General features: G+C 52.1%; 21 protein-coding genes. 6 read left to right on the top strand and 15 right to left on the bottom strand.

Going from position 1 to position 18608, the window contains the following annotated elements; genetic code table 11:
• Window positions 1-19: 19 nt before the first annotated feature.
• Window positions 20-877 carry a hypothetical protein gene (locus tag ACAF76_RS09390; protein WP_400163487.1) on the bottom strand — a complete coding sequence of 286 codons (858 nt, stop codon included), beginning with the start codon at window positions 875-877 and terminating at the stop codon, window positions 20-22.
• 156 nt (window positions 878-1033) lie between these two features.
• On the opposite strand from ACAF76_RS09390, the gene ACAF76_RS09385 reads away from it, so the two are divergent.
• Together ACAF76_RS09385 and ACAF76_RS09380 are read left to right on the top strand one after the other, a co-directional pair.
• Complete coding sequence (locus ACAF76_RS09385; RefSeq protein WP_400163486.1) at window positions 1034-1183, top strand: small acid-soluble spore protein P; 150 nt, start codon at window positions 1034-1036, stop codon at window positions 1181-1183.
• A gap of 121 nt (window positions 1184-1304) precedes the next feature.
• Window positions 1305-2030: a hypothetical protein gene (locus ACAF76_RS09380; protein ID WP_400163485.1), complete on the top strand. Its 726-nt coding sequence runs from the start codon at window positions 1305-1307 to the stop codon at window positions 2028-2030.
• A 31-nt stretch (window positions 2031-2061) separates the two neighbouring features.
• On the opposite strand, the gene ACAF76_RS09375 is transcribed toward ACAF76_RS09380, so the two are convergent.
• From ACAF76_RS09375 to pdhA, 5 genes are all read right to left on the bottom strand, one after another.
• Window positions 2062-2223 carry an aspartyl-phosphate phosphatase Spo0E family protein gene (locus ACAF76_RS09375; protein ID WP_400163504.1) on the bottom strand — a complete coding sequence of 54 codons (162 nt, stop codon included), beginning with the start codon at window positions 2221-2223 and terminating at the stop codon, window positions 2062-2064.
• A 133-nt stretch (window positions 2224-2356) separates the two neighbouring features.
• Window positions 2357-3766 (bottom strand): dihydrolipoyl dehydrogenase, encoded by a 1410-nt coding sequence (gene lpdA / locus ACAF76_RS09370; protein WP_400163484.1) that lies wholly within the window; start codon window positions 3764-3766, stop codon window positions 2357-2359.
• A 6-nt stretch (window positions 3767-3772) separates the two neighbouring features.
• A complete protein-coding gene (locus tag ACAF76_RS09365; RefSeq protein ID WP_400163483.1) occupies window positions 3773-5152 on the bottom strand; it encodes a dihydrolipoamide acetyltransferase family protein in 1380 nt (459 codons plus the stop codon).
• Window positions 5153-5260: 108 nt separating this feature from the next.
• Complete coding sequence (locus ACAF76_RS09360; RefSeq protein ID WP_400163482.1) at window positions 5261-6241, bottom strand: alpha-ketoacid dehydrogenase subunit beta; 981 nt, start codon at window positions 6239-6241, stop codon at window positions 5261-5263.
• A gap of 3 nt (window positions 6242-6244) precedes the next feature.
• Window positions 6245-7330, bottom strand: coding sequence for a pyruvate dehydrogenase (acetyl-transferring) E1 component subunit alpha (pdhA, locus tag ACAF76_RS09355; protein WP_400163481.1), 1086 nt, complete (start codon window positions 7328-7330; stop codon window positions 6245-6247).
• A 329-nt stretch (window positions 7331-7659) separates the two neighbouring features.
• Here pdhA and ACAF76_RS09350 point away from each other — a divergent pair, with 329 nt between their 5' ends.
• On the top strand, window positions 7660-8394 hold the full coding sequence (locus tag ACAF76_RS09350; protein ID WP_400163480.1) for an alpha/beta hydrolase: 735 nt from the start codon (window positions 7660-7662) through the stop codon (window positions 8392-8394).
• 10 nt (window positions 8395-8404) lie between these two features.
• On the opposite strand, the gene ACAF76_RS09345 is transcribed toward ACAF76_RS09350, so the two are convergent.
• Both ACAF76_RS09345 and ltaE read right to left on the bottom strand, forming a co-directional pair.
• Window positions 8405-8596, bottom strand: coding sequence for a hypothetical protein (locus tag ACAF76_RS09345; protein WP_400163479.1), 192 nt, complete (start codon window positions 8594-8596; stop codon window positions 8405-8407).
• 115 nt (window positions 8597-8711) lie between these two features.
• Window positions 8712-9752: a low-specificity L-threonine aldolase gene (gene ltaE, locus ACAF76_RS09340; protein ID WP_400163478.1), complete on the bottom strand. Its 1041-nt coding sequence runs from the start codon at window positions 9750-9752 to the stop codon at window positions 8712-8714.
• 131 nt (window positions 9753-9883) lie between these two features.
• Between ltaE and ACAF76_RS09335 the strand changes: the two genes are divergently transcribed.
• Entirely contained in the window at window positions 9884-10186 is a 303-nt protein-coding gene (locus ACAF76_RS09335) for a HesB/IscA family protein (protein WP_400163477.1), read from the top strand.
• Between the two features lie 74 nt (window positions 10187-10260).
• Here ACAF76_RS09335 and ACAF76_RS09330 read toward each other — a convergent pair whose 3' ends face one another.
• The 3 genes from ACAF76_RS09330 to ACAF76_RS09320 are packed head-to-tail and all read right to left on the bottom strand — an operon-like array spanning window position 10261 to window position 13357.
• Window positions 10261-12501: a HelD family protein gene (locus ACAF76_RS09330; RefSeq protein WP_400163476.1), complete on the bottom strand. Its 2241-nt coding sequence runs from the start codon at window positions 12499-12501 to the stop codon at window positions 10261-10263.
• Window positions 12502-12536: 35 nt separating this feature from the next.
• A complete protein-coding gene (crcB, locus tag ACAF76_RS09325; RefSeq protein ID WP_400163475.1) occupies window positions 12537-12911 on the bottom strand; it encodes a fluoride efflux transporter CrcB in 375 nt (124 codons plus the stop codon).
• A gap of 29 nt (window positions 12912-12940) precedes the next feature.
• The gene (locus ACAF76_RS09320) at window positions 12941-13357 is read right to left on the bottom strand and encodes a winged helix-turn-helix transcriptional regulator (protein WP_400163474.1); all 417 of its coding nucleotides are present in this window, start codon (window positions 13355-13357) and stop codon (window positions 12941-12943) included.
• 140 nt (window positions 13358-13497) lie between these two features.
• Between ACAF76_RS09320 and ACAF76_RS09315 the strand changes: the two genes are divergently transcribed.
• Window positions 13498-14019 (top strand): DJ-1/PfpI family protein, encoded by a 522-nt coding sequence (locus ACAF76_RS09315; protein ID WP_400163473.1) that lies wholly within the window; start codon window positions 13498-13500, stop codon window positions 14017-14019.
• Between the two features lie 133 nt (window positions 14020-14152).
• Here the strand turns inward: ACAF76_RS09315 and ACAF76_RS09310 are convergent, their stop codons facing one another.
• Both ACAF76_RS09310 and ACAF76_RS09305 read right to left on the bottom strand, forming a co-directional pair.
• On the bottom strand, window positions 14153-14350 hold the full coding sequence (locus ACAF76_RS09310) for a DUF896 domain-containing protein (protein WP_400163472.1): 198 nt from the start codon (window positions 14348-14350) through the stop codon (window positions 14153-14155).
• A gap of 76 nt (window positions 14351-14426) precedes the next feature.
• The gene (locus tag ACAF76_RS09305) at window positions 14427-14792 is read right to left on the bottom strand and encodes a LysM peptidoglycan-binding domain-containing protein (RefSeq protein WP_400163471.1); all 366 of its coding nucleotides are present in this window, start codon (window positions 14790-14792) and stop codon (window positions 14427-14429) included.
• Between the two features lie 182 nt (window positions 14793-14974).
• Between ACAF76_RS09305 and lexA the strand changes: the two genes are divergently transcribed.
• The gene (gene lexA, locus ACAF76_RS09300; RefSeq protein WP_400163470.1) at window positions 14975-15598 is read left to right on the top strand and encodes a transcriptional repressor LexA; all 624 of its coding nucleotides are present in this window, start codon (window positions 14975-14977) and stop codon (window positions 15596-15598) included.
• A gap of 73 nt (window positions 15599-15671) precedes the next feature.
• Here the strand turns inward: lexA and ACAF76_RS09295 are convergent, their stop codons facing one another.
• Together ACAF76_RS09295 and glnA are read right to left on the bottom strand one after the other, a co-directional pair.
• Window positions 15672-16157, bottom strand: coding sequence for a DUF456 domain-containing protein (locus tag ACAF76_RS09295; protein WP_400163469.1), 486 nt, complete (start codon window positions 16155-16157; stop codon window positions 15672-15674).
• Window positions 16158-17236: 1079 nt separating this feature from the next.
• Window positions 17237-18571 carry a type I glutamate--ammonia ligase gene (glnA, locus tag ACAF76_RS09290; RefSeq protein ID WP_400163468.1) on the bottom strand — a complete coding sequence of 445 codons (1335 nt, stop codon included), beginning with the start codon at window positions 18569-18571 and terminating at the stop codon, window positions 17237-17239.
• Between the last annotated feature and the right edge of the window lie 37 nt (window positions 18572-18608).

Genomic DNA, 18608 nt, shown 5'->3' with positions numbered 1-18608 from the left:
TCTGTTTCGGTGGTGCTTACTACCACTTTACTTGTATGAAAAATCTCGGTGCGTAACGCTCGACGTAGCTCTCTCCGCTCATAATCAGCTTATCCAGTCTGGCACTGATTTCCTGCAGACGAAGCCCTTCGTTCGTCATGTTCAAAATCGCTGCCCGTGTCATGTGGCGGAGGATTTTGACCTCGCTGGAAAGTTTTTTGCCGAACATTTTGCCGCTGTGTACAATCTCGGAACGATGATTATACGATTTCTTGATAAAATCAGCAATCTTGACACGCTCATCATACGTTTCACCGAAGTAGTATGCCATTCGCATCCGCAATTTGTATGTGATCTCCCCTTTTCGCCCGTCCGGAACGAACAGTGATTCCAGCGCGATCCACAAATCAACCAGCTGGTCATCGTTGCTCTTCTTTTCGAGAGAGAGGGAATAACGGCTAAAGGCGATTGCCGGAAGCTGCTGATTCAGGATCGAGTGAAAAACCTCGGATGCCTGATCGTCGAACACATATCTGCTGCCATCCAGCGAGCGTTTCAAATAGGTGATTCCGAACATGTTGGACTGGATCGTCACGATATAGGGAATCGAGCAAACTCCCTGCATGACGGAAATGTTCAGCTTGTTCTCGATCTCCTCGATCCACTCGCGATCGCTGGTGACCTTCATATCTGGATAGTCGGCGACGAGGAACAGGCTGGTGCGATCCACGCGCCTTTCAAAGAAGCGCTTGTTTTCATCCATTTCGTTGCGCAAATACTTCTTCGTCAGCTCATACGGCTTGTCCGCATGCGAAATGAGATAATATGAATCCGGCAATTCGATGCGTACCGGTTTCGGTGTCGTCGAATTGAAAACTGGTGCGATCAAAAGAGGCATGCTTCATGCTCCTTTCTGATGCGAGTAGTTGTTTACATAATAAATGTTATGTCGGCAAATATCCGCATGAACATGCTTCCTTTTAGAATACCAGCAATTCCTATGGTTCGTCATCCTTAGATTTCGACAAACTAAATAAAGGAAGGAGCTGATCGCATGAAAGAAGACCATATGCTCGATGAAAACCCGCATCAAACCTACAATAACGAATTTCGTCCGTTGGAGCAAACGGGAGAACCCTTGCCCGGTTCCAAAAGAGTAAAACAAGAAAATCACTCACGACAAATCCGGACGAGAGAAGGATGAGAAGAGCACCCGGCGCTTGCGAAGCGGCCGGGTGTTTTTCCTTTTATTGACAATAAAAGATTGAATTGTCCCATTCGTTTGAAATATGATAAGTTTACTATTTACTTGGAGGTTGGCACAGATGATTCGCATTCCGCTTTCTACCCACGACTCATTTTCGCAAGTAGCTGTACGCTTCTGTATTTCCCCCCTGTTTGAACTGGCAGCCAGCCTTTCTATCGTAGCGCAACAAGCAGCTCCACAGCGCTTTCTTCCCTGGGTGGAAGAGATGCGCACCTTGTTTGTCCGGCATCGGCTCCAAGCGGATTGGGAGTATTTCCGTCCCTTGTTTCATAGTGGAATTCCCGAGCTGTTTGATCCGCTTCAGACGGCAGACGTCAGCTCGACCGATGATGTGTACCGTTACCTGCTCCTGCTGCCTGCACAGCCATTTGCCGACAGCTTGCAGGCAGCGCTCGCATCATTGCCAAAGCAGCCTGTATCCCCCGCAATCACGCAGGACGTCAGCGAGGACCCGGGGTATGTGAAAGGACGTTTGTTGCTATTTCTCTCCGCTTATCGGGAGTTTGGTTTTGATCATACGTGGTCAGCCGCTATTCATCCGACGCTGCTCGCACAAGCGGAAAAAATCCGCGAGGCACTCCGGGAGCCGACCGCGTTTCTGTCATACTTGCAACCGCTCTCCCCTGCGCTTTCCTATGATGAGCACACAGGCGAGCTTGTTTGGAATGCTCCAGGTCCTGTACGCACTGCCCGAGAGCTGCTCATTTGTCCGAGTTATTACTACGCTTCACCCGCTCATCTCGCGAAAAAGGGAACGCGTGCCAGACTTCTGTTTGGCATCTGACGACATATCACTATCATAGAAAAACGCCCAATCAAGGGCGTTTTTCGCCGTTTCTCATATGGGCAACAATCAACTTGTCCAGCTTCTGGCTGATTCGCACGATTTCTGGATCAAGAAAATTATAACCGCGGCTCTTCGCGGCTGTTTCCAGTTTCTGTCGCAACTCATCAATCATTTTGCTAGTAATCTCCATGCTGCCGATCCCACCCACCTTCAGTCTCCCACTATTTTACATTATAACAGATTCGACTGGAAAGGGTAATATGTGGAAAAGCCTTGCACCCACGGTACAAGGCTTTTATGGACTGATAGTTTGATCCGAACGGTTATTTCATCACGTGAATCGGATGACCCAGAGCAAGTTCTGCCGCTTCCATCGTCACTTCACCCAAGGTTGGATGGGCGTGGATCGTCAGCTCGATGTCTTCGAGTGTAGCACCCATTTCGATCGCCAATCCGATCTCGGCGATAATGTTGGAGGCTTCTGGACCTACGATTTGCGCGCCCAGGACGAGTTTGCTCTCTTTCTCCGCAATCAGCTTCACGTAGCCTTCACCCGCATTGACGGAGAGGGCACGGCCGTTGGCTGCGAACGGGAAGCGTCCGACCACATAGTCGATGCCTTGTTCTTTTACTTCGCGTTCGTTCAATCCTACGCTGGCAATCTCAGGATCGCTGAATACAACCGCAGGAATCGCTTTGTAGTCAACTTCGGACGGTTTTCCGGCAATCGCTTCGGCAGCCACTTTTCCTTCGTAGGAAGCCTTATGCGCCAGAGCAGGACCTGCTACAACGTCTCCAATCGCGTATACGTTTGGAATGTTGGTACGTCCTTGCTTGTCTACTACGATCAAGCCGCGGTCGGTCAGGTTCATGCCGATTTCGCGCAAGCCCAATTCATCTGTATTGGGACGACGGCCGACAGTGACCAGCAAGTATTCTGCTTCGAATTTTTGCTGCTCTCCGTTGATTTCCGCCGTGACGATCACGCCGTCTTCGGTTTCTTCCATGCCTTGTGCCAACGCCTTGGTCTTGATGTCGACGCCCAGCTTTTTCAGCTTGCGCTCGACCAGACGCGGCATGTCCGGCTCAAAGCCCGGCAGGATTTGGTCGGAACCTTCCAGTACGGTGACTTTCGTGCCAAACTTGGCGAATACCGTACCGAGCTCGATCCCGATATAACCGCCGCCGATAATGACCATGCTCTTCGGCAATTCCGTCAATGCCAGTGCCCCGGTAGAGGAAAGCACGCGCTTGCCGAACGGGAAAGCTGGAAGTTCGATCGGACGGGAGCCGGTGGCGATGATGCAATGCTCAAAGCGATAGCGGTTGACGTCGTAGCCGTGGAAGACACGCACTTCATTTTCTGTCACGAACAGGGCCTCACCCGGAATCACCTGGATTTTATGCCCTTTGAACAGGGAAGCAACGCCTCCCGTCAGTTGTTTGACGATGCCGCTCTTCCACTCTTGCACTTTGGCAAAGTCTACTTTTACATTTTCCATGGTGATTCCCATGGACTCGGTATGCTGGGTATGCTCATACGTATGAGCCGCGTGGATCATCGCTTTGGACGGAATGCAACCTACGTTCAGGCATACGCCACCCAGGTCAGCCTTTTCCACGACGGCAACCGTTTTGCCCAGTTGGGCGGCGCGAATCGCCGCCACATATCCGCCAGGTCCTGCACCGATGACGAGCACATCTACTTCAGTGGTAAATTCACCTACTACCATAGTTGATTATCCCTCCATGACGAGCAGCGTCGGATTTTCCAGAAGCTGTTTCACGTAGTTGATGAAGCGCTGCGCCGGTTCGCCGTCGACGAGGCGGTGGTCAAAGCTGAGGGACAGCGACAGAACCTGACCCACAACGATTTCACCGTTTTTCACAACCGGTTTTTCACTGATGCGGCCAACACCCAAAATCGCGACTTCCGGATAGTTGATGATCGGCGTGAAGAACATGCCGCCGGCAGAACCGATGTTTGTAATGCTGAACGTGGAACCTTTCAGCTCATCAGCAGTCGCTTTGCGGTCGCGCGCCTTCTTGGCCAATTCGCCGATTTCGCCAGCGATTTGGAAGATCGATTTGCTGTCTGCCGCCTTGACGACTGGCACGAGCAAGCCTTCTTCTGTCGAAGTGGCAATGCCGATATTGTAGTATTTTTTGTAAATGATTTCTTGTTTTTCATCGTCGATCGAAGCGTTCAGCTCTGGGAACTTCTTCAGACCAGCGACAACTGCCTTGACGATCATCGGCAGGTAAGTCAGCTTCACGCCGCGCTCTTCTGCAAGCGGCTTGGCATTTTTGCGCATTTCTACCAGTTCGGTTACGTCCACTTCGTCGAAGATCGTAACATGTGGTGCGGTGTACGCCGATTTGACCATCGCTTTGGCAATGGCTTTGCGCATTCCTTTCAACGGCACGCGCTCTTCGACTTCTCCGCCTTGTGCGCTGTAGTGAACAGTCGGTGCTGCCGCTGCTTGCGATACGCCGGTAGCTGCCGGTGCTTCTTGTGCCGGTGCGGATGCAGCCGGTACAGCAGCTTCTGCCGCTTGTGCAGGTACAGCCCCGCCAGCGACAAAGCGATCCACGTCTTCCTTGGTGATGCGGCCCAGTTTGCCTGTGCCTGGGACAGATGCGAGCTGGACGCCTTTTTCGCGAGCGTATTTGCGCACGGACGGCGTCGCCAGTACGTGTTTGCGGTCAATCGGTGCTGCTGTTGCCGTCGCAGTCGCTTGTGCCATCGGTGTTTCCAGCGCTTGGTTGGCATTGGCGCTTACTTGCGAACCGATGTCGCAGCCAGGCTCCATTTTTTCTTCTGCAGCAGGGGCTGGTGCATCGCCATGTCCGTGATCCGGCAGGTTTGGCACTTCGCCTTCGACTTCAAATTCAATCAACGGATCGCCGACGACACTGACCGTCCCTTCCGTTACTTTCAGTTCCAATACCTTCCCTTTTACCGGGGACGGTACTTCTACTACAGCCTTGTCATTTTGCACTTCCATAATGACCTGGTCTTCTTCTACGGTATCTCCCGGCTGTACATGCCATTTGACGATCTCGCCTTCATGGATGCCCTCGCCAAGCTCCGGGAGTCTGAATGTAAAACGACTCACACTAACTCCTCCTTCTTCATAAACACTTTGCCGTACTCTCATTCAAGCATGTGCCAAAAGAAGGCGGAAAGCTATCATCTTTCCGCCACCTGTATATGTGCCAGCCGATTAGAAGTCAAGCACTTGGGTCAAGCCGTCCACGACGCGTTTGACGTCTGGCAGCCATACGTCTTCTGCTTGTGCAAACGGATATACGGTATCGGGAGCAGTCACCCGCAGTACCGGAGCTTCCAGATGGAGAATCGCACGTTCGTTGATTTGCGCGATAATTTCCGCTGCCACACCGGATGTTCTTTGCGCTTCCTGTACCACGATCGCGCGGTTTGTCTTTTTCACAGACGCGACGATTGTGTCGATATCGAGTGGGCTGATCGTTCTCAGGTCGATCACTTCCACTTTCGCTCCACGCGCTTTTTCGATTTCCTCAGCCGCTTTCAGACTGGTGTGAACCATTGCGCCATACGTGATGATGGTAACGTCGCTGCCTTCTTTGACGATGTTGGCTTTGCCCAGCGGCAAGGTGTATTCGCCCTCTGGCACTTCCTGACGGAACGAGCGGTACAGCTTCATGTGCTCCAGGAACACGACCGGATCGTTGTCGCGAATCGCGGAGATCAGCAGTCCTTTTGCATCGTATGGGTTGGATGGAATGACGACTTTCAAACCAGGAGTTTGCAGCATCAAGCCTTCCAGAGAGTCAGCGTGCAGTTCAGGTGTTTTCACGCCGCCACCGAATGGAGAGCGGAATGTCACCGGGCTCGAGAAGCGACCGCCGGAACGGTAGCGCATACGCGTCGCCTGGGAAGCAATCGCGTCGAATGTCTCAAATACAAAGCCGAAGAACTGGATTTCGGCTACAGGACGGAAGCCGTTGATAGACAGACCAACTGCGAGTCCGCCAATCCCGGATTCAGCCAGAGGCGTGTCAAATACACGCTGCTCGCCAAATTCTGCTTGCAATCCTTCTGTTGCACGGAATACCCCGCCGTTTTTCCCTACGTCTTCCCCGAAGACGAGTACGGTTTCGTCGCGTTTCAGTTCTACGCGCATCGCGTCCGTAATGGCTTGAACCATTGTCATTTGTGCCATGGCTTACTTCGACTCCTTCTCCAGGTATTCTGCCTTTTGTTCTTCGAGTGAAGGCGGCAGTGTCTCGTACATTACATCGATCAGCTCGGATACTTTCATTTTTGGCGTTTCATCAGCCAGCTTGATTGCATCCGCAACTGCTTTTTTCGCTTCTTCGATCGTCGCTTCTTCGTCTTTTTCGCTCCACAGTCCTTTTCCTTCCAGGAATTTGCGGAAGCGGATGAGCGGATCATTCAGTTCCCATTCGCTTTGCTCTTCACCGGTACGGTAGCGAGTCGGGTCATCCCCTGCCATAGTGTGCGGACCGTAGCGGTAGGTAAGCGCTTCAATCAGAGTCGCGCCTTCGCCGTTGATGCCGCGCTCTCTCGCTTTTTCCACCGCATGGTATACGGCGAGTACGTCCATGCCGTCTATGCGTTCGCTGGCGATACCTGCTGCCACTGCTTTAACGGCGATGTTTTCAGATGCTGTCTGCTTCTCGAATGGAAGCGAGATCGCGTAACCGTTGTTTTGCGAGAAGAAAATGACTGGCAGTTTGTATACCCCGGCGAAGTTCATACCTTCGTAGAAGTCACCCTGGGAAGTAGCACCGTCACCGAAGTAGTTGATCGCAACGCGTTTTTCGCCGCGCAGCTTGTAACCCATTGCCACCCCTGTTGCTTGTGTGCATTGTGCGGCAATAATAATTTGTGGCATCAGCACGTTGACGCCCTCAGGAATCCGTCCGCCTTCGATGTGGCCGCGGGAGTAGAGGAACGCTTTGTGCATCGGGTAGCCATGCCATACCATTTGCGGGATGTCGCGGTAGCTAGGCAGAATAAAGTCTTCTTTGGAAAGAGCCGCTTCCGAACCGATCATGCTCGCTTCCTGTCCGGCTACCGGAGCGTAGAAGCCCAAGCGTCCTTGACGGTTCAAGCTGATCGCGCGCTGGTCCCACACGCGGGTAAACACCATTTTGCGCATCAGTTCGCGCAGTTCATCATCGGACAGTTTTGGCATCAAGTCAGGACGGACTACAGTCCCATCCGGTGCAAGAATTTGCAGCGGGGTGTTGTTGCCTGTTTGATCAACAGCAGTGGATACACTCATCACATTCACCTCGTCACTGGATTAAAGGGTCGTCTTACGTCTTCGTCGCCGCCTTACCTGTCTAGCCGTCTAGCGGCTGTTCAGTCAGCGGTCAGACAAAAGAGCGAAAGCCTCCCCGAATGAAACAGAAGATCGTTGCTTTTTGGAACAGTTCGAGCCGTCATGGTTTCTCGGCTCACTGTTATACCTCAGAGGAAGGTCTGTTCAAATGTGTTATAGCATTGATACTACAGGGTTTATTTCCTTCCTGTTATCATTTACTATATAAGCTGTATCAGTTTTTTTCAAGACAAAGTTTGCAATTTGTCATATAAGGGGCGAAAACGAACATGTCTGATTATGTAAAACGGACGATTATCAAAGAAGAAGTACCCAGCATCCACCTCGACTCTTCCCGTTCGGTCAAAGTGTATGTGCCGCCCGGTTACAATGAGCTTCTTTCGTATCCTGTCGTCTATTGCCAGGACGGAAACGACTTTTTTACGATGGGACGCATCGCCACGATCGCCAATCAGTTGATCCTCGATGAAGGTATCGAGCCGTTTTTGATCGTCGGCGTGTCCGTAGACCGCAACAAGCGCACGAGCGAATACTCCCCGGCGGGATCGCGCAACCGTGCGTACAAGCGCTTTTTTGCAGAGGAGCTGCTCCCGTATATCGAGGATCGCTACCCCGTTCGCCGTGAACCGGCAGCACGCGTCCTGGCTGGCGATTCGCTGGGCGGAACAGTCTCGCTGCACCTCGCACTCGATTATCCCGATACGTTTCCACAGGTATTGTCTTTGTCGGGAGCCTTTTTCCAGTCAACACAAGATCAGCTCAGCGCGCAACCCGACTTGTCCTGGCTGCGCATCTGGATGGTCGTCGGACTGGATGAGACAGACGTAGAGACGAGCAGCGGCACTTTTGACTTCGTCTACTGGAATCGCCTGGCGAAACAGCATCTGGAGCAAAAGCGCGCTGTCCTATCCTATCGGGAAAAACCCGGCACACATGTCTGGGGGTTGTGGCAAAAGGAGCTGCCGGATGGATTGCGCCACTTTTTCCCGGCTCCGCTCCTGTAGGAAAGGTTGGTTACAGACCGTTTATTTCTTCTATTTCCTTGTACCCGTAATAGCGGCCATCTGTCAGGAAAATTCCTTGATGGGTGGCTTTTTCGATTTCCCCCGCAACCTGGGTTTCATCCCGCAGCACGATATTGACGATTTTGCTCTCCTCTCGCTGCATTTGATTGTGAAGGAGCCGTTTTTCGTGTTCGGAAATCATGTCATCCCTCATTTCCAGTTTGTTGGATATATACATCTAGTATTGCTTTGGCCCCGGGGATTTACACCCGTTTCCGCTCGTTGGCCAGCCCCTTTTCAAACACGAAAAAAGCCCCCTATCTAGCGGAGGCTTTCACATCTTCGATGATTTGCTCGACGATCTCCAGAGTTTTGGAAATATCTGCATCTTCAATGTGGCGATGTGTCGTAAAACGGGTCACGTACTTGTCAAAATCACCTGCCAGCACGCCTTTTTCGTTCAGACGCTGGATAAAATCAAGCGCCGTCAGTCCGAGCGCGCGCGTATTGGCCAAAACGATATTGGTATCCACAGGCTCGACTTCGATGGAGCGTTGGCGCAGCCCTTCGGCGAGCAGCTTGGCACGCTCGTGGTCTTCTGCCAGGCGTGCAGTCATCTCGGTCAGGGCAATGATTCCCGGCGCCGCCAGATAGCCAGCCTGTCTCATTCCGCCACCCAGCTTTTTGCGCCACCATCTCGCTTCTTCGATAAAGCCACGCTCCCCTGCCAGAACACAGCCGACCGGGGCGCTCAATCCTTTGGACAGGCAGACCTGTACGCTGTCTGTGTATCGGGTCAATTCGCGGACATCGACGCCCAAGGCCACAGCCGCGTTGAACAGCCGCGCGCCATCGAGATGGACAGGCACGCCATGGCGCTGCCCGACATCATGTACCTCTTTCATTTGCTGCGGGGTGAGGACCGCTCCTCCTGCTCGGTTGTGCGTATTTTCCAGACAGATCAGCTTGGTGCGCGGAAAGTGGATGTTGACCCCGCGAATCGCATTCTCGACGTCTTCTCCCCGCATCGCCCCTCGTACACCAGGGATAGTCCGGGTCTGCACCCCTGCCAGCGCCGCCATCGCTCCCGCCTCATAGTAAAACAGATGCGACTCCGCTTCCAGAATGACCTCGTCGCCATTGACACAATGGGTCAGGACTGCCACCTGATTTCCCTGTGTGCCACTGGTGACAAACAAGGCCGCTTCCTTGCCCAAATACTCTGCTGCAAGCTCCTCCAGCCTGTTTACTGTCGGATCTTCGCGGTAGACATCATCGCCTACCTCTGCCTCCGCCATCGCCCGGATCATCTCATCCGTCGGCTTCGTCACCGTATCGCTGCGCAAATCTATGATCATCGCTCTTCTCCCTCTCCTGTTTTTGTCTGTTTGGCCGATTTGCCATTCCCCTACACACTTTCAACATTGCATCGGCATTTCCCTCTTTGCTAATATGGAGAGGAAACTTTTACAGTGAGGAGACGTGCCCCATGAAGGTAAAAATTACGCGTAATGCGGCGAAGCAGTTGAAAACGGTGTTGGATCAGGAAGAAGACAAGGAATTGAAGCTTCGCGTCTACATTACGCACGCTCACGGCGATCATGCCCATTACGGTTTGGCACTGGACAAGCCTGGCAGCGATGACGAAGTGGTTTCCACCGACAAGGAAATCGATGTGATCGTCAAAAAAGACGAGCCGCTGCTGGATGGGATCATCGTCGATTACCTGTATGTACCGCAAGAAGGGTATGTCATTACCAATCCTTCCAAAGGAAATCACGGAGATCACTAATGCAGCATGAAAATCCCCCTGCCACGCGCGATGCGTCCGGGGGATTTTTTGTGTTCCTGTCTGGCGAAAAACCGCTACTCGACACTGTACAACTCATCAGGCACATCGCGGAAAAGCGGCGCATCCGAACCTGCCTGCCGGGTCATCATCAGCCTGTGCACAGGGCGCGTCATCGCCACGTACAACAGCTTGGCGTCCCATTCATTTTCTCCGTACTCGTCGACATCGAGGAGGATGACGACATCAAACTGCAAGCCTTTGGTCAAAAATGCCGGCATGACAGAAATTCCGCCGGGGAATTGCTTGTCTTTGCTGCCCAACAGCACCAGGTCCGGGATTCGCTCTTGCAGTGCCTTGTACGCCCGCTTGCTCCCGCTGATCGTCTTGCTGACGATCGCGATGGACGAAAAGCCCTCTGCCCGGTACTCCTCCACGCGTTTTCCGACGAGCTCCCACATCTGCTTGCGCGACTCCCATTGCATCAGCGATGGCTGCGCTCCATGACGCAGCACCGGCTTCGCCAACACCGTCTCCGGCAGCTCGATCTGCCGCAAAATCTCATTGGCGCAGCGCATGATCTCGATCGTCGAGCGATAGCTTTGCGAGAGTGCAAAGTAAGACGCGCGCGGCTGCTGGAAAATCCCCTCCGTCAGCTCCTCCCAGGAGTGGAGTCCCCGATACGCGTGGATAGCTTGCGCGATGTCGCCGACCACCGTCAACGACTGGCGTTTTGTCGCCAGTGCAATGACCGCGATCTCCAGCGCACTCAAATCCTGCGCCTCATCTACCACGGCATGGTCAAACTGGCCGGCATTTGCAAGTCCTTCGATCAGGTGCTGCATGTACAGAAGCGGCGCAATATCCTCTACTTCCACCCGTTCTTCTGCAAACAGAGCAGCCGAGGAGGCGCTTGTATCCGCAATCACATCGTCAGCGATCTCCGGCGTGACCAATTCCCGCAAAAGTTGCTTGTCTTCCAGCAGCTCGCGATAAGCAGAAAAGGCTTCGAGCCGAGGGAAAGACTCCATGTACGTATCCAGAATCTGCTCCAGCATTTTTTCAAACTTGGCCAATCCCTGTTTGTCCAGGTCCACCTTCAACTCTCGCAAGTGCGCGTAAAACTGCTTGTTCATCTCCTGCTTGAGCTGCTTGCGCAAGGCTTCGAGACGACGCTGATAAGCAAGGTTGGCAAACTGCTCCAGGAACATCTGTTTGATCGTCTCTTTGCTGATGGAAAAGACGTGCTTCGTTTTCGTATAGACAAAGCTCAGTTTTTTAAATGGAACGCGCTGCTCGACGACGTAGCGGATATACCGCTCCAGTGCGTCGCGGCAAGCAAGCGATCCTTTGAACCGCAGCCGGTTTTGCATCATCTGCCGCTGCTGCTCATCCTGGCCTTCCTCGAAAAACAGCGTCAGCGGTTTGTCCGGACTGGTGATTTTCCAACCCTTTGGCAGCAATGGCTTGACCAGGCGCGCCGCCCAATCGACAAAGGTTGATTGCTGCACGTCGTCGACGCCCAGCTCTGGCAGCACCTCGGATATGTAGGTCAGAAACATCCGGTTGGGGGCAAACACCATAAATTTTTTCGAGAGCATCGAATCCTGGTAGTTGTAAATCAGGTATGAGAGGCGATGCAGGGCAATCGTCGTCTTTCCGCTGCCCGCGACCCCTTGGACAACGATCGGCCGATCCTTCTCGGCACGTATGATGTCGTTTTGCTCGGATTGAATCGTCGCCACGATGTCCTTCAGTCTGCTGTCGTTGGTCTGGTTGAGGTTGGCAGCCAAAAACTCGTCGATGTACCCTTCCTGCAAAAACTCATCGGGGTGTCCCATTTCACGATGAATCGTTTCCTTGACCGCCCCATCGTAAATCCCCGTAATGTGTCCGTTCTCAATAGCAAAATTGCGCTTCAGCGTAACTTCCCCGCGCACAATTTCCCTGCCCATCCGGTAGTAGGCGTCCTTGCTCTCGCCGGAGTAGTACAGGCTGGCTATCGGCGCGCGCCAATCCACGACGAGCGAGTCGAACGTGTCACTGCGCACGATCCCGCGCTTACCTATGTATACCGAATCCAGCTCGTAGACTTCGTCCTTGAGAAAATCGACCCTGCCGAAATACGGTTTGTCACGTCCCTGGTCCTCCAGATAGCGAAGTGTTTTCGCCTTTCCGGAATTGACCACCTGTTTGACGTAGTCATCGGTCGCCTCACGAATATCCTCCCGCAACTGGCGGATCTCCTCATCGATCGCCGCTACGGTCTCGTCCAGCTTTTTCTGCTCCTGGACATACTCCGGGTGCTTGATGCTCACACACATCCTCCTCCCATCACCAGATCATGCTCCCGCTACGCCGAGAGCGGCAGTTGCCGTGCCAGCCAGATGCCGGCCGCACAGGAAAGCAGCCCGACGACCACACTGGCTGCCAGGTACAGGAACCCTCTCCCGAACTGTCCTTCCCCCCAGAACGTCACTACCTCCAAGGATAAAGTCGAGAAGGTCGTAAATCCTCCCATTACGCCCGTTGCAAAAAGAAGGTACAGTTCAGGTGCAAACATGCCCCGCTCTTTGCCCCACACCGCAAGCACGCCGATCAAAAACGAGCCAATGACATTCGCCAGCCACGTCCCAAGCGGCCACCCCGCCTGATTGGCCAGCAGCGCAAGGGCATAGCGAAACAGCGATCCCACCGCCCCACCGGTTGCAACCGCGATCCAGCTCACATCGTTCCTCCTCCTCGTCTTGCATTGTATTATTTCTGCACGCCAGTAGCGGTACAGGAACCTGCGCAGGCAGCCTCATACTCTTCGCCTTTTAGCGACTCCAGCCTTTTCTTTCCCCATTCGTACATCATTTCCACGATCGGCAATAGCGTCATGCCCAGTTCGGTCAAGGAATACTCGACTCTGGGCGGAACTTCGGGATACACCTCTCTGTGCACGATCCCGTCCTCCATCAATTCACGCAACTGATTGGTCAGCATTTTATGCGATATTTTCGGGAACAAGCGCTGCAGGTCGCGGAACCGATGCGGCCCTTCTACCCCCAGATGCCACAGGATCACGACCTTCCACTTGCCGCTGATGACCGATAGCGTAAGTTCCTTTTCGCAATGGTAATCGCCATTTTGAATTTTCTCTTTAATTTCTTTTCGCAACGTATCCGCCATGCAGGTCGCACCTCCTTCGCCAATAGTAACATTTTTGTAACCACCGTACAAAAATGTGCGTTCTTCACAGCCTGTCCACTTCGGTATAGCATAGGTAATGCAAAAACTTTGAATCTGAACCAGACAAGGGAGGTCTTTTTATGAATAAAAAAGCACTGCTCATTATCCCGCCGGATCGTTTTAATGAGGATGAATTGAATCATCCGAAAGAAGAGCTGGAAAAGGCAGGCGTCACGGTAACGGTCGCCAGCACCAAAACGGGTGAAATTACAGGCGACAATGCCGGTGTAGCGACTGCTGAAGTAGTCTTCTCCGAAGTAACTGCCAGCGACTACGATGTGGTAGCCGTGATCGGCGGCTCCGGAACGATCGATTACCTGTGGGGCAATGAAGAGCTGATCCAATACTTGAAGCAGGCGTACGAGAAAAACATCCTCGTCAGCGGCATCTGCGCCGGTTCCGTAGTAGTCGCAAAAACAGGACTGCTCTCCGGTCGCCAAGGCACCTGCTACCCTGTAGACGTGATGATTGACGAATTGAAAGCAAACAACGTCGAGTACCTCGTCCAACACGTCGTCAAGTACGATGATGTCATCACAAGCGATGGACCAGAAGGCGCAAGAGAATTTGGACAAAGCCTTGTCGAAGCGCTGAGCAAATAACGCATCGACAGATCACACATCATTTGGCCACCTTTTCGCAAGGTGGCTTTTTCATGATTACAGGACGGAAAAAGACATCCGAGCTTGCGAGCCAGGATGCCAGTCCATGCAACATTCGATCTATGCCTTTCTTTTAATGCTTCGGCCCCTTCTCGTCGAGGTCCTCCACATAGCGAATCGAGTCCAAATTTGCTTTCAAAGAATGCTTTACTGCGTCGATATACTTTTGGCGAAGCTGCTTCTGCTCGCTTTTCTCTTCCTCTGTCAAACCCGCTTCGCGAGATTTTTTCGCCAGTTCATTGATTCGTTTGATTTCCGCGTCAGTTACCACTGCCGGTTCCTCCTGCCTCTGTACTAATGCGCTCTATTATACCACATGAGGCAAGCCGTGCAAGCGCGCGAGCACATTACCCCAGCGGGATGCGCAGCGTCTGACCAGGGTAGATGATGACCTCATCGAGGCCGTTGATCTCCTTGATCTTTTCCACCAGTTCCGGAACATCCGGGTTGGCATCATTTTTGTAGAGGTTGGCCAGCTTCCACAAACTGTCTCCCTGAACGACTGTCACTTCCATAACAGACTCAGCCTGCACCGGTGCTTCAGGCAGGTCGACAGAGCCCTTTGCGGAAGATGCAAACACCAGTTCTGTCAGCAAGTAAAAAAAGAGAGCGAATGAGAGCAAAAACAAAATGGCTTGTCCACGTGTAATCCCAAGGCGACCCCGACGTCCTTCCTTCTTGTCCAACCCGCTGTTCGAGCGTACTCCGTTCATCGATAACCCCTCCTGCAAACATACGTTCTATTCGTTGTCATAATCATATATGCGAACATACGTTCATGTCAAGCGGTTTTTCCGATCTGATTTTTTCGAGAAAAAACGAACTTATGTTTGTCGAACGCAAGATCCCATGGTATAATATAGAAAACATGTTCGAGAAAATTGAGGTGTCCCCCATGTCCAAATTATCCAATAGGCAGCAGGCCATCATTGACTTTATTCGCAAGGAAGTACGCGACAAAGGGTATCCCCCTTCCGTCCGGGAAATCGGCGAAGCTGTCGGCCTGGCATCCAGCTCGACTGTTCACGGCCATCTGGCTCGTCTGGAAAAAAAGGGCCTGATTCGCCGCGACCCGACCAAGCCGCGTGCCATTGAACTGCTCTCCGAAGAAGATCGTTTCCAGGAAAGCTTTGAAGACCTCGTCGTTCGTGTACCTGTCATCGGGAAAGTCACTGCCGGTCTTCCGATCACGGCGATCGAAGACGTGGAAGAGTACTTCCCACTGCCAGAGAACATCGTCACGTCGGACAAGGTGTACATGCTCCGCGTATCCGGCAACAGTATGATTGAAGCGGGAATTCTCGATGGTGACTACGTCATCGTCCGCCAGCAAAGCGTCGCCAACAACGGCGATATCGTCGTGGCGATGACCGAGGACGACGAAGCGACCGTAAAGCGCTTTTTCAAAGAGAAAAACCACTTCCGTCTCCAACCGGAAAATGCGACGATGGAGCCGATCATCCTCGAGTCAGTCACGATTCTCGGAAAAGTGATTGGCGTATATCGGCTGCTTCACTAGTCACATGCTACATAAAAAACGCCAGTACCCTCTCGTACCATGAGGATACCGGCGTTTTTTCTCTTGGGATCGGCTAGATTGCCAGGAAGAACCAGATAATCATTGCAATTTGCAGCACGACCTTCACCACAGCACTTCCCAGGAATCCGAGCAAAGAGCCAAAGCCTGCTTTGATCGCCCGCTCCAATGGTTGGTTCTGTACGAACAATTCCACCAGGACTACGAATACAAACGGCAGGATAATCATGCCAAAAGGGGGGAAGATGAAAATCCCCAGGATGATCCCCAAAACCGCAGCAAAAGATGACCATTTTGAGCCGCCGTACCGTTTGACGAAATACATATTGGTCAAAAAGTCAGCGCCGAACAACAATACGCTTAATCCAACCATCCCCCACCAGAAAGAGGCTGGCAAGCCTGCCCCCGGGTCCGCCACAAAAAAATGGTACAGCAAAAAGCCGGCCCATAACAGAATCGTATCGGGAATAACGGGCAAGAAAATCCCGGCAATACTTAATGCAAACAACGCGACGATGACGATCCACAGCAAGATATCCATGCGTTTCCCTCCTCTCTTGAATACTACGAATGATTTGCAAAATCGTTGCAAACGTCTACTGCCGCTTCATCAGCTTGGTCATTTTTCGCTTCTTGTACACCTGCCTGTCCATCTGTAGGGCGTGAAATGCCTTTTGCCTGCAATAACCTCACCAAGTTGTTCTCCACAGGGTCATTCACGGAAGTGCCAACCTGATTTGGCGACATTTTTACCGCGGCTCTCGATCCAGTCTCCGCAACCTACTTGCTCACCTTTCCGTTTACACATCGTGTGTTTTTAAATCGAAGTTGAACGAATGAAAATGGGCAAGCTACCTCAACTATTACCCAAGCACGATCCTTTTCCTGGAATAATCTGTACAAACTAGTAAGGGTGGTGTAATGAAGTTGGGTAAATTTTCGTTCGCAGGATCTTTTAGTTATCGGAACGCTGGGAAAAAGTTTATCCTTTTTGTCCCGAAAGGAGTAGGCGGAACATTCGCAATCTCAAACAACAGCAAAAATTCTTTTTGGCTTATTCTGGATGGCGTGAAGGAGTTTCGCGTGAAGCCGTTCAGTATAGCCAGAATTTTCATTTCATCGCCAGGATTTCCAACGAGAATATCCATTCAAACACGTGGAGCAGCCAAGGGCTCTTTTATCTACCAACAAAAATAAAGGAGAGGTCCGCTTATCCAGCGGACTTTTTTATTGCCGGTGTGTGAATTGCACCTGGCGCCAATTTAGTTTTCGTGATTCCCCATCCTTTGTATTGATTTGTTGAAATCATATCCAAACATTATTCAATGAAGAAAAAATGAATTGGTGGGATTTGCATTGCCATCGGACCTATCGTATGGCTCATTACCTTGTTTCACCAAGACCAGCAAGTCAAAAAAGTCGGACGTACAGCACTGTATTTCTCAGTTGTCTTCTTTTCGCGTTCTATCCTTAATTGATTCTTACATTTGATGACATACACAAACAGCTCGGTGCAATGAACGAAGACTTGCACTTCGCGATCTCACACCTTGGCCGAAAATTGAATACTGCCCGTACGCAAAAACCCCTCGCACCATACGGCACAAGGGGTTTCGCCTATTAATACGTGTTCATGTACTGCTCGCGCTCCCAGTCGTGAACGCGTGTGCGGAACATATCCCACTCGATTTCTTTTGCTTCGATGAAGTGGATCAGTGCATGCTCGCCCAGCGCTTCGCAGATCACAGGGTCGGCTTTCAGGCACTCGATCGCTTCTTTCAATGTAGATGGCAGGCTGGCAATGCCGTTTTCCTCGCGATCTTGCTCGTTCATTACGTAAATGTTGCGATCAACCGCTGGGGCCAGCTCCAGCTTGTTCTTGATTCCGTCCAGGCCTGCTTTCAGCATGACAGCAAGTGCCAGGTACGGGTTGGCAGCCGGGTCTGGGTTGCGCACTTCGATCCGCGTGCTCAAGCCACGGGACGCCGGGATACGAACGAGCGGAGAACGGTTTTTCGCGGACCATGCCACGTAGCAAGGTGCTTCATATCCAGGAACCAGACGCTTGTAGGAGTTCACCAACGGGTTGGTGATCGCCGCAAAACCACGCGCATGGGCCAGAATACCAGCCAGGTAGTGTTTCGCCGTTTGGCTCAAGCCCAGTTCGTCGGACTCGTCGTAGAACGCATTTTCATCCCCGCGGAAGAGAGATTGGTGAGCGTGCATACCGGAACCGTTTACGCCGTACAGCGGTTTTGGCATGAAGGTCGCATGCAGACCGTGCTGACGGGCAACTGTTTTTACTACCAGTTTGAACGTCAAAATTTGATCGGCCGCTTGCAGTGCATTTGCGTATTTAAAGTCGATTTCATGTTGGCCTGGAGCCACTTCATGGTGGGAGGCTTCGATTTCAAAGCCCATTTTTTCCAGAGTCAACACGATGTCGCGGCGGCAGTTTTCACCCAGATCGAGCGGAGCGAAGTCGAAGTACCCGCCCTGGTCGTTCAGATCGAGAGTTGGCTCGCCTTTTTCGTCAATTTTGAACAGGAAAAACTCAGGCTCTGGACCGACGTTGAAAGAAGTAAAGCCGAGTTCTTCTGCTTCCTTCAGCACGCGCTTCAGGATTTGGCGCGGATCGCCTTCAAACGGAGAGCCGTCTGGCATGTAGATGTCACAGATCAGACGCGCAACTTTGCCATGCTCGGTTCCCCAAGGGAAAACGACCCATGTGTCGAGATCCGGAACCAGATACATGTCTGACTCTTCAATGCGAACAAACCCTTCGATGGAAGAACCGTCAAACATCATTTTGTTGTCGAGTGCTTTTGGCAACTGGGACAACGGAATCTCTACGTTTTTGATTACCCCCATCAAGTCCGTAAATTGCAGGCGGATGTATCGTACATCCTCCTCTTGCGCCAGGCGCAAAATGTCTTCCTTCGTATACTTGCTCACATTTCTCTCCTCCTCTTTATAACCATCTACATCTATA

It is taken from the genome of Brevibacillus sp. TJ4 (genome assembly GCF_044627595.2).
GTDB lineage: Bacteria > Bacillota > Bacilli > Brevibacillales > Brevibacillaceae > Brevibacillus.
This window is presented reverse-complemented; position numbering and strand designations above follow the sequence as displayed.

Bases quoted from the DNA above. Each gene is read 5' to 3' on its own strand.
- ACAF76_RS09390 (WP_400163487.1), bottom strand. From the start codon at position 877: ATGCCTCTTTTGATCGCACCAGTTTTCAATTCGACGACACCGAAACCG.
- ACAF76_RS09385 (WP_400163486.1), top strand. From the start codon at position 1,034: ATGAAAGAAGACCATATGCTCGATGAAAACCCGCATCAAACCTACAAT.
- ACAF76_RS09380 (WP_400163485.1), top strand. From the start codon at position 1,305: ATGATTCGCATTCCGCTTTCTACCCACGACTCATTTTCGCAAGTAGCT.
- ACAF76_RS09375 (WP_400163504.1), bottom strand. From the start codon at position 2,223: ATGGAGATTACTAGCAAAATGATTGATGAGTTGCGACAGAAACTGGAA.
- lpdA (WP_400163484.1), bottom strand. From the start codon at position 3,766: ATGGTAGTAGGTGAATTTACCACTGAAGTAGATGTGCTCGTCATCGGT.
- ACAF76_RS09360 (WP_400163482.1), bottom strand. From the start codon at position 6,241: ATGGCACAAATGACAATGGTTCAAGCCATTACGGACGCGATGCGCGTA.
- pdhA (WP_400163481.1), bottom strand. From the start codon at position 7,330: ATGAGTGTATCCACTGCTGTTGATCAAACAGGCAACAACACCCCGCTG.
- ACAF76_RS09350 (WP_400163480.1), top strand. From the start codon at position 7,660: ATGTCTGATTATGTAAAACGGACGATTATCAAAGAAGAAGTACCCAGC.
- ACAF76_RS09345 (WP_400163479.1), bottom strand. From the start codon at position 8,596: ATGATTTCCGAACACGAAAAACGGCTCCTTCACAATCAAATGCAGCGA.
- ltaE (WP_400163478.1), bottom strand. From the start codon at position 9,752: ATGATCATAGATTTGCGCAGCGATACGGTGACGAAGCCGACGGATGAG.
- ACAF76_RS09335 (WP_400163477.1), top strand. From the start codon at position 9,884: ATGAAGGTAAAAATTACGCGTAATGCGGCGAAGCAGTTGAAAACGGTG.
- ACAF76_RS09320 (WP_400163474.1), bottom strand. From the start codon at position 13,357: ATGGCGGATACGTTGCGAAAAGAAATTAAAGAGAAAATTCAAAATGGC.
- ACAF76_RS09315 (WP_400163473.1), top strand. From the start codon at position 13,498: ATGAATAAAAAAGCACTGCTCATTATCCCGCCGGATCGTTTTAATGAG.
- ACAF76_RS09305 (WP_400163471.1), bottom strand. From the start codon at position 14,792: ATGAACGGAGTACGCTCGAACAGCGGGTTGGACAAGAAGGAAGGACGT.
- lexA (WP_400163470.1), top strand. From the start codon at position 14,975: ATGTCCAAATTATCCAATAGGCAGCAGGCCATCATTGACTTTATTCGC.
- ACAF76_RS09295 (WP_400163469.1), bottom strand. From the start codon at position 16,157: ATGGATATCTTGCTGTGGATCGTCATCGTCGCGTTGTTTGCATTAAGT.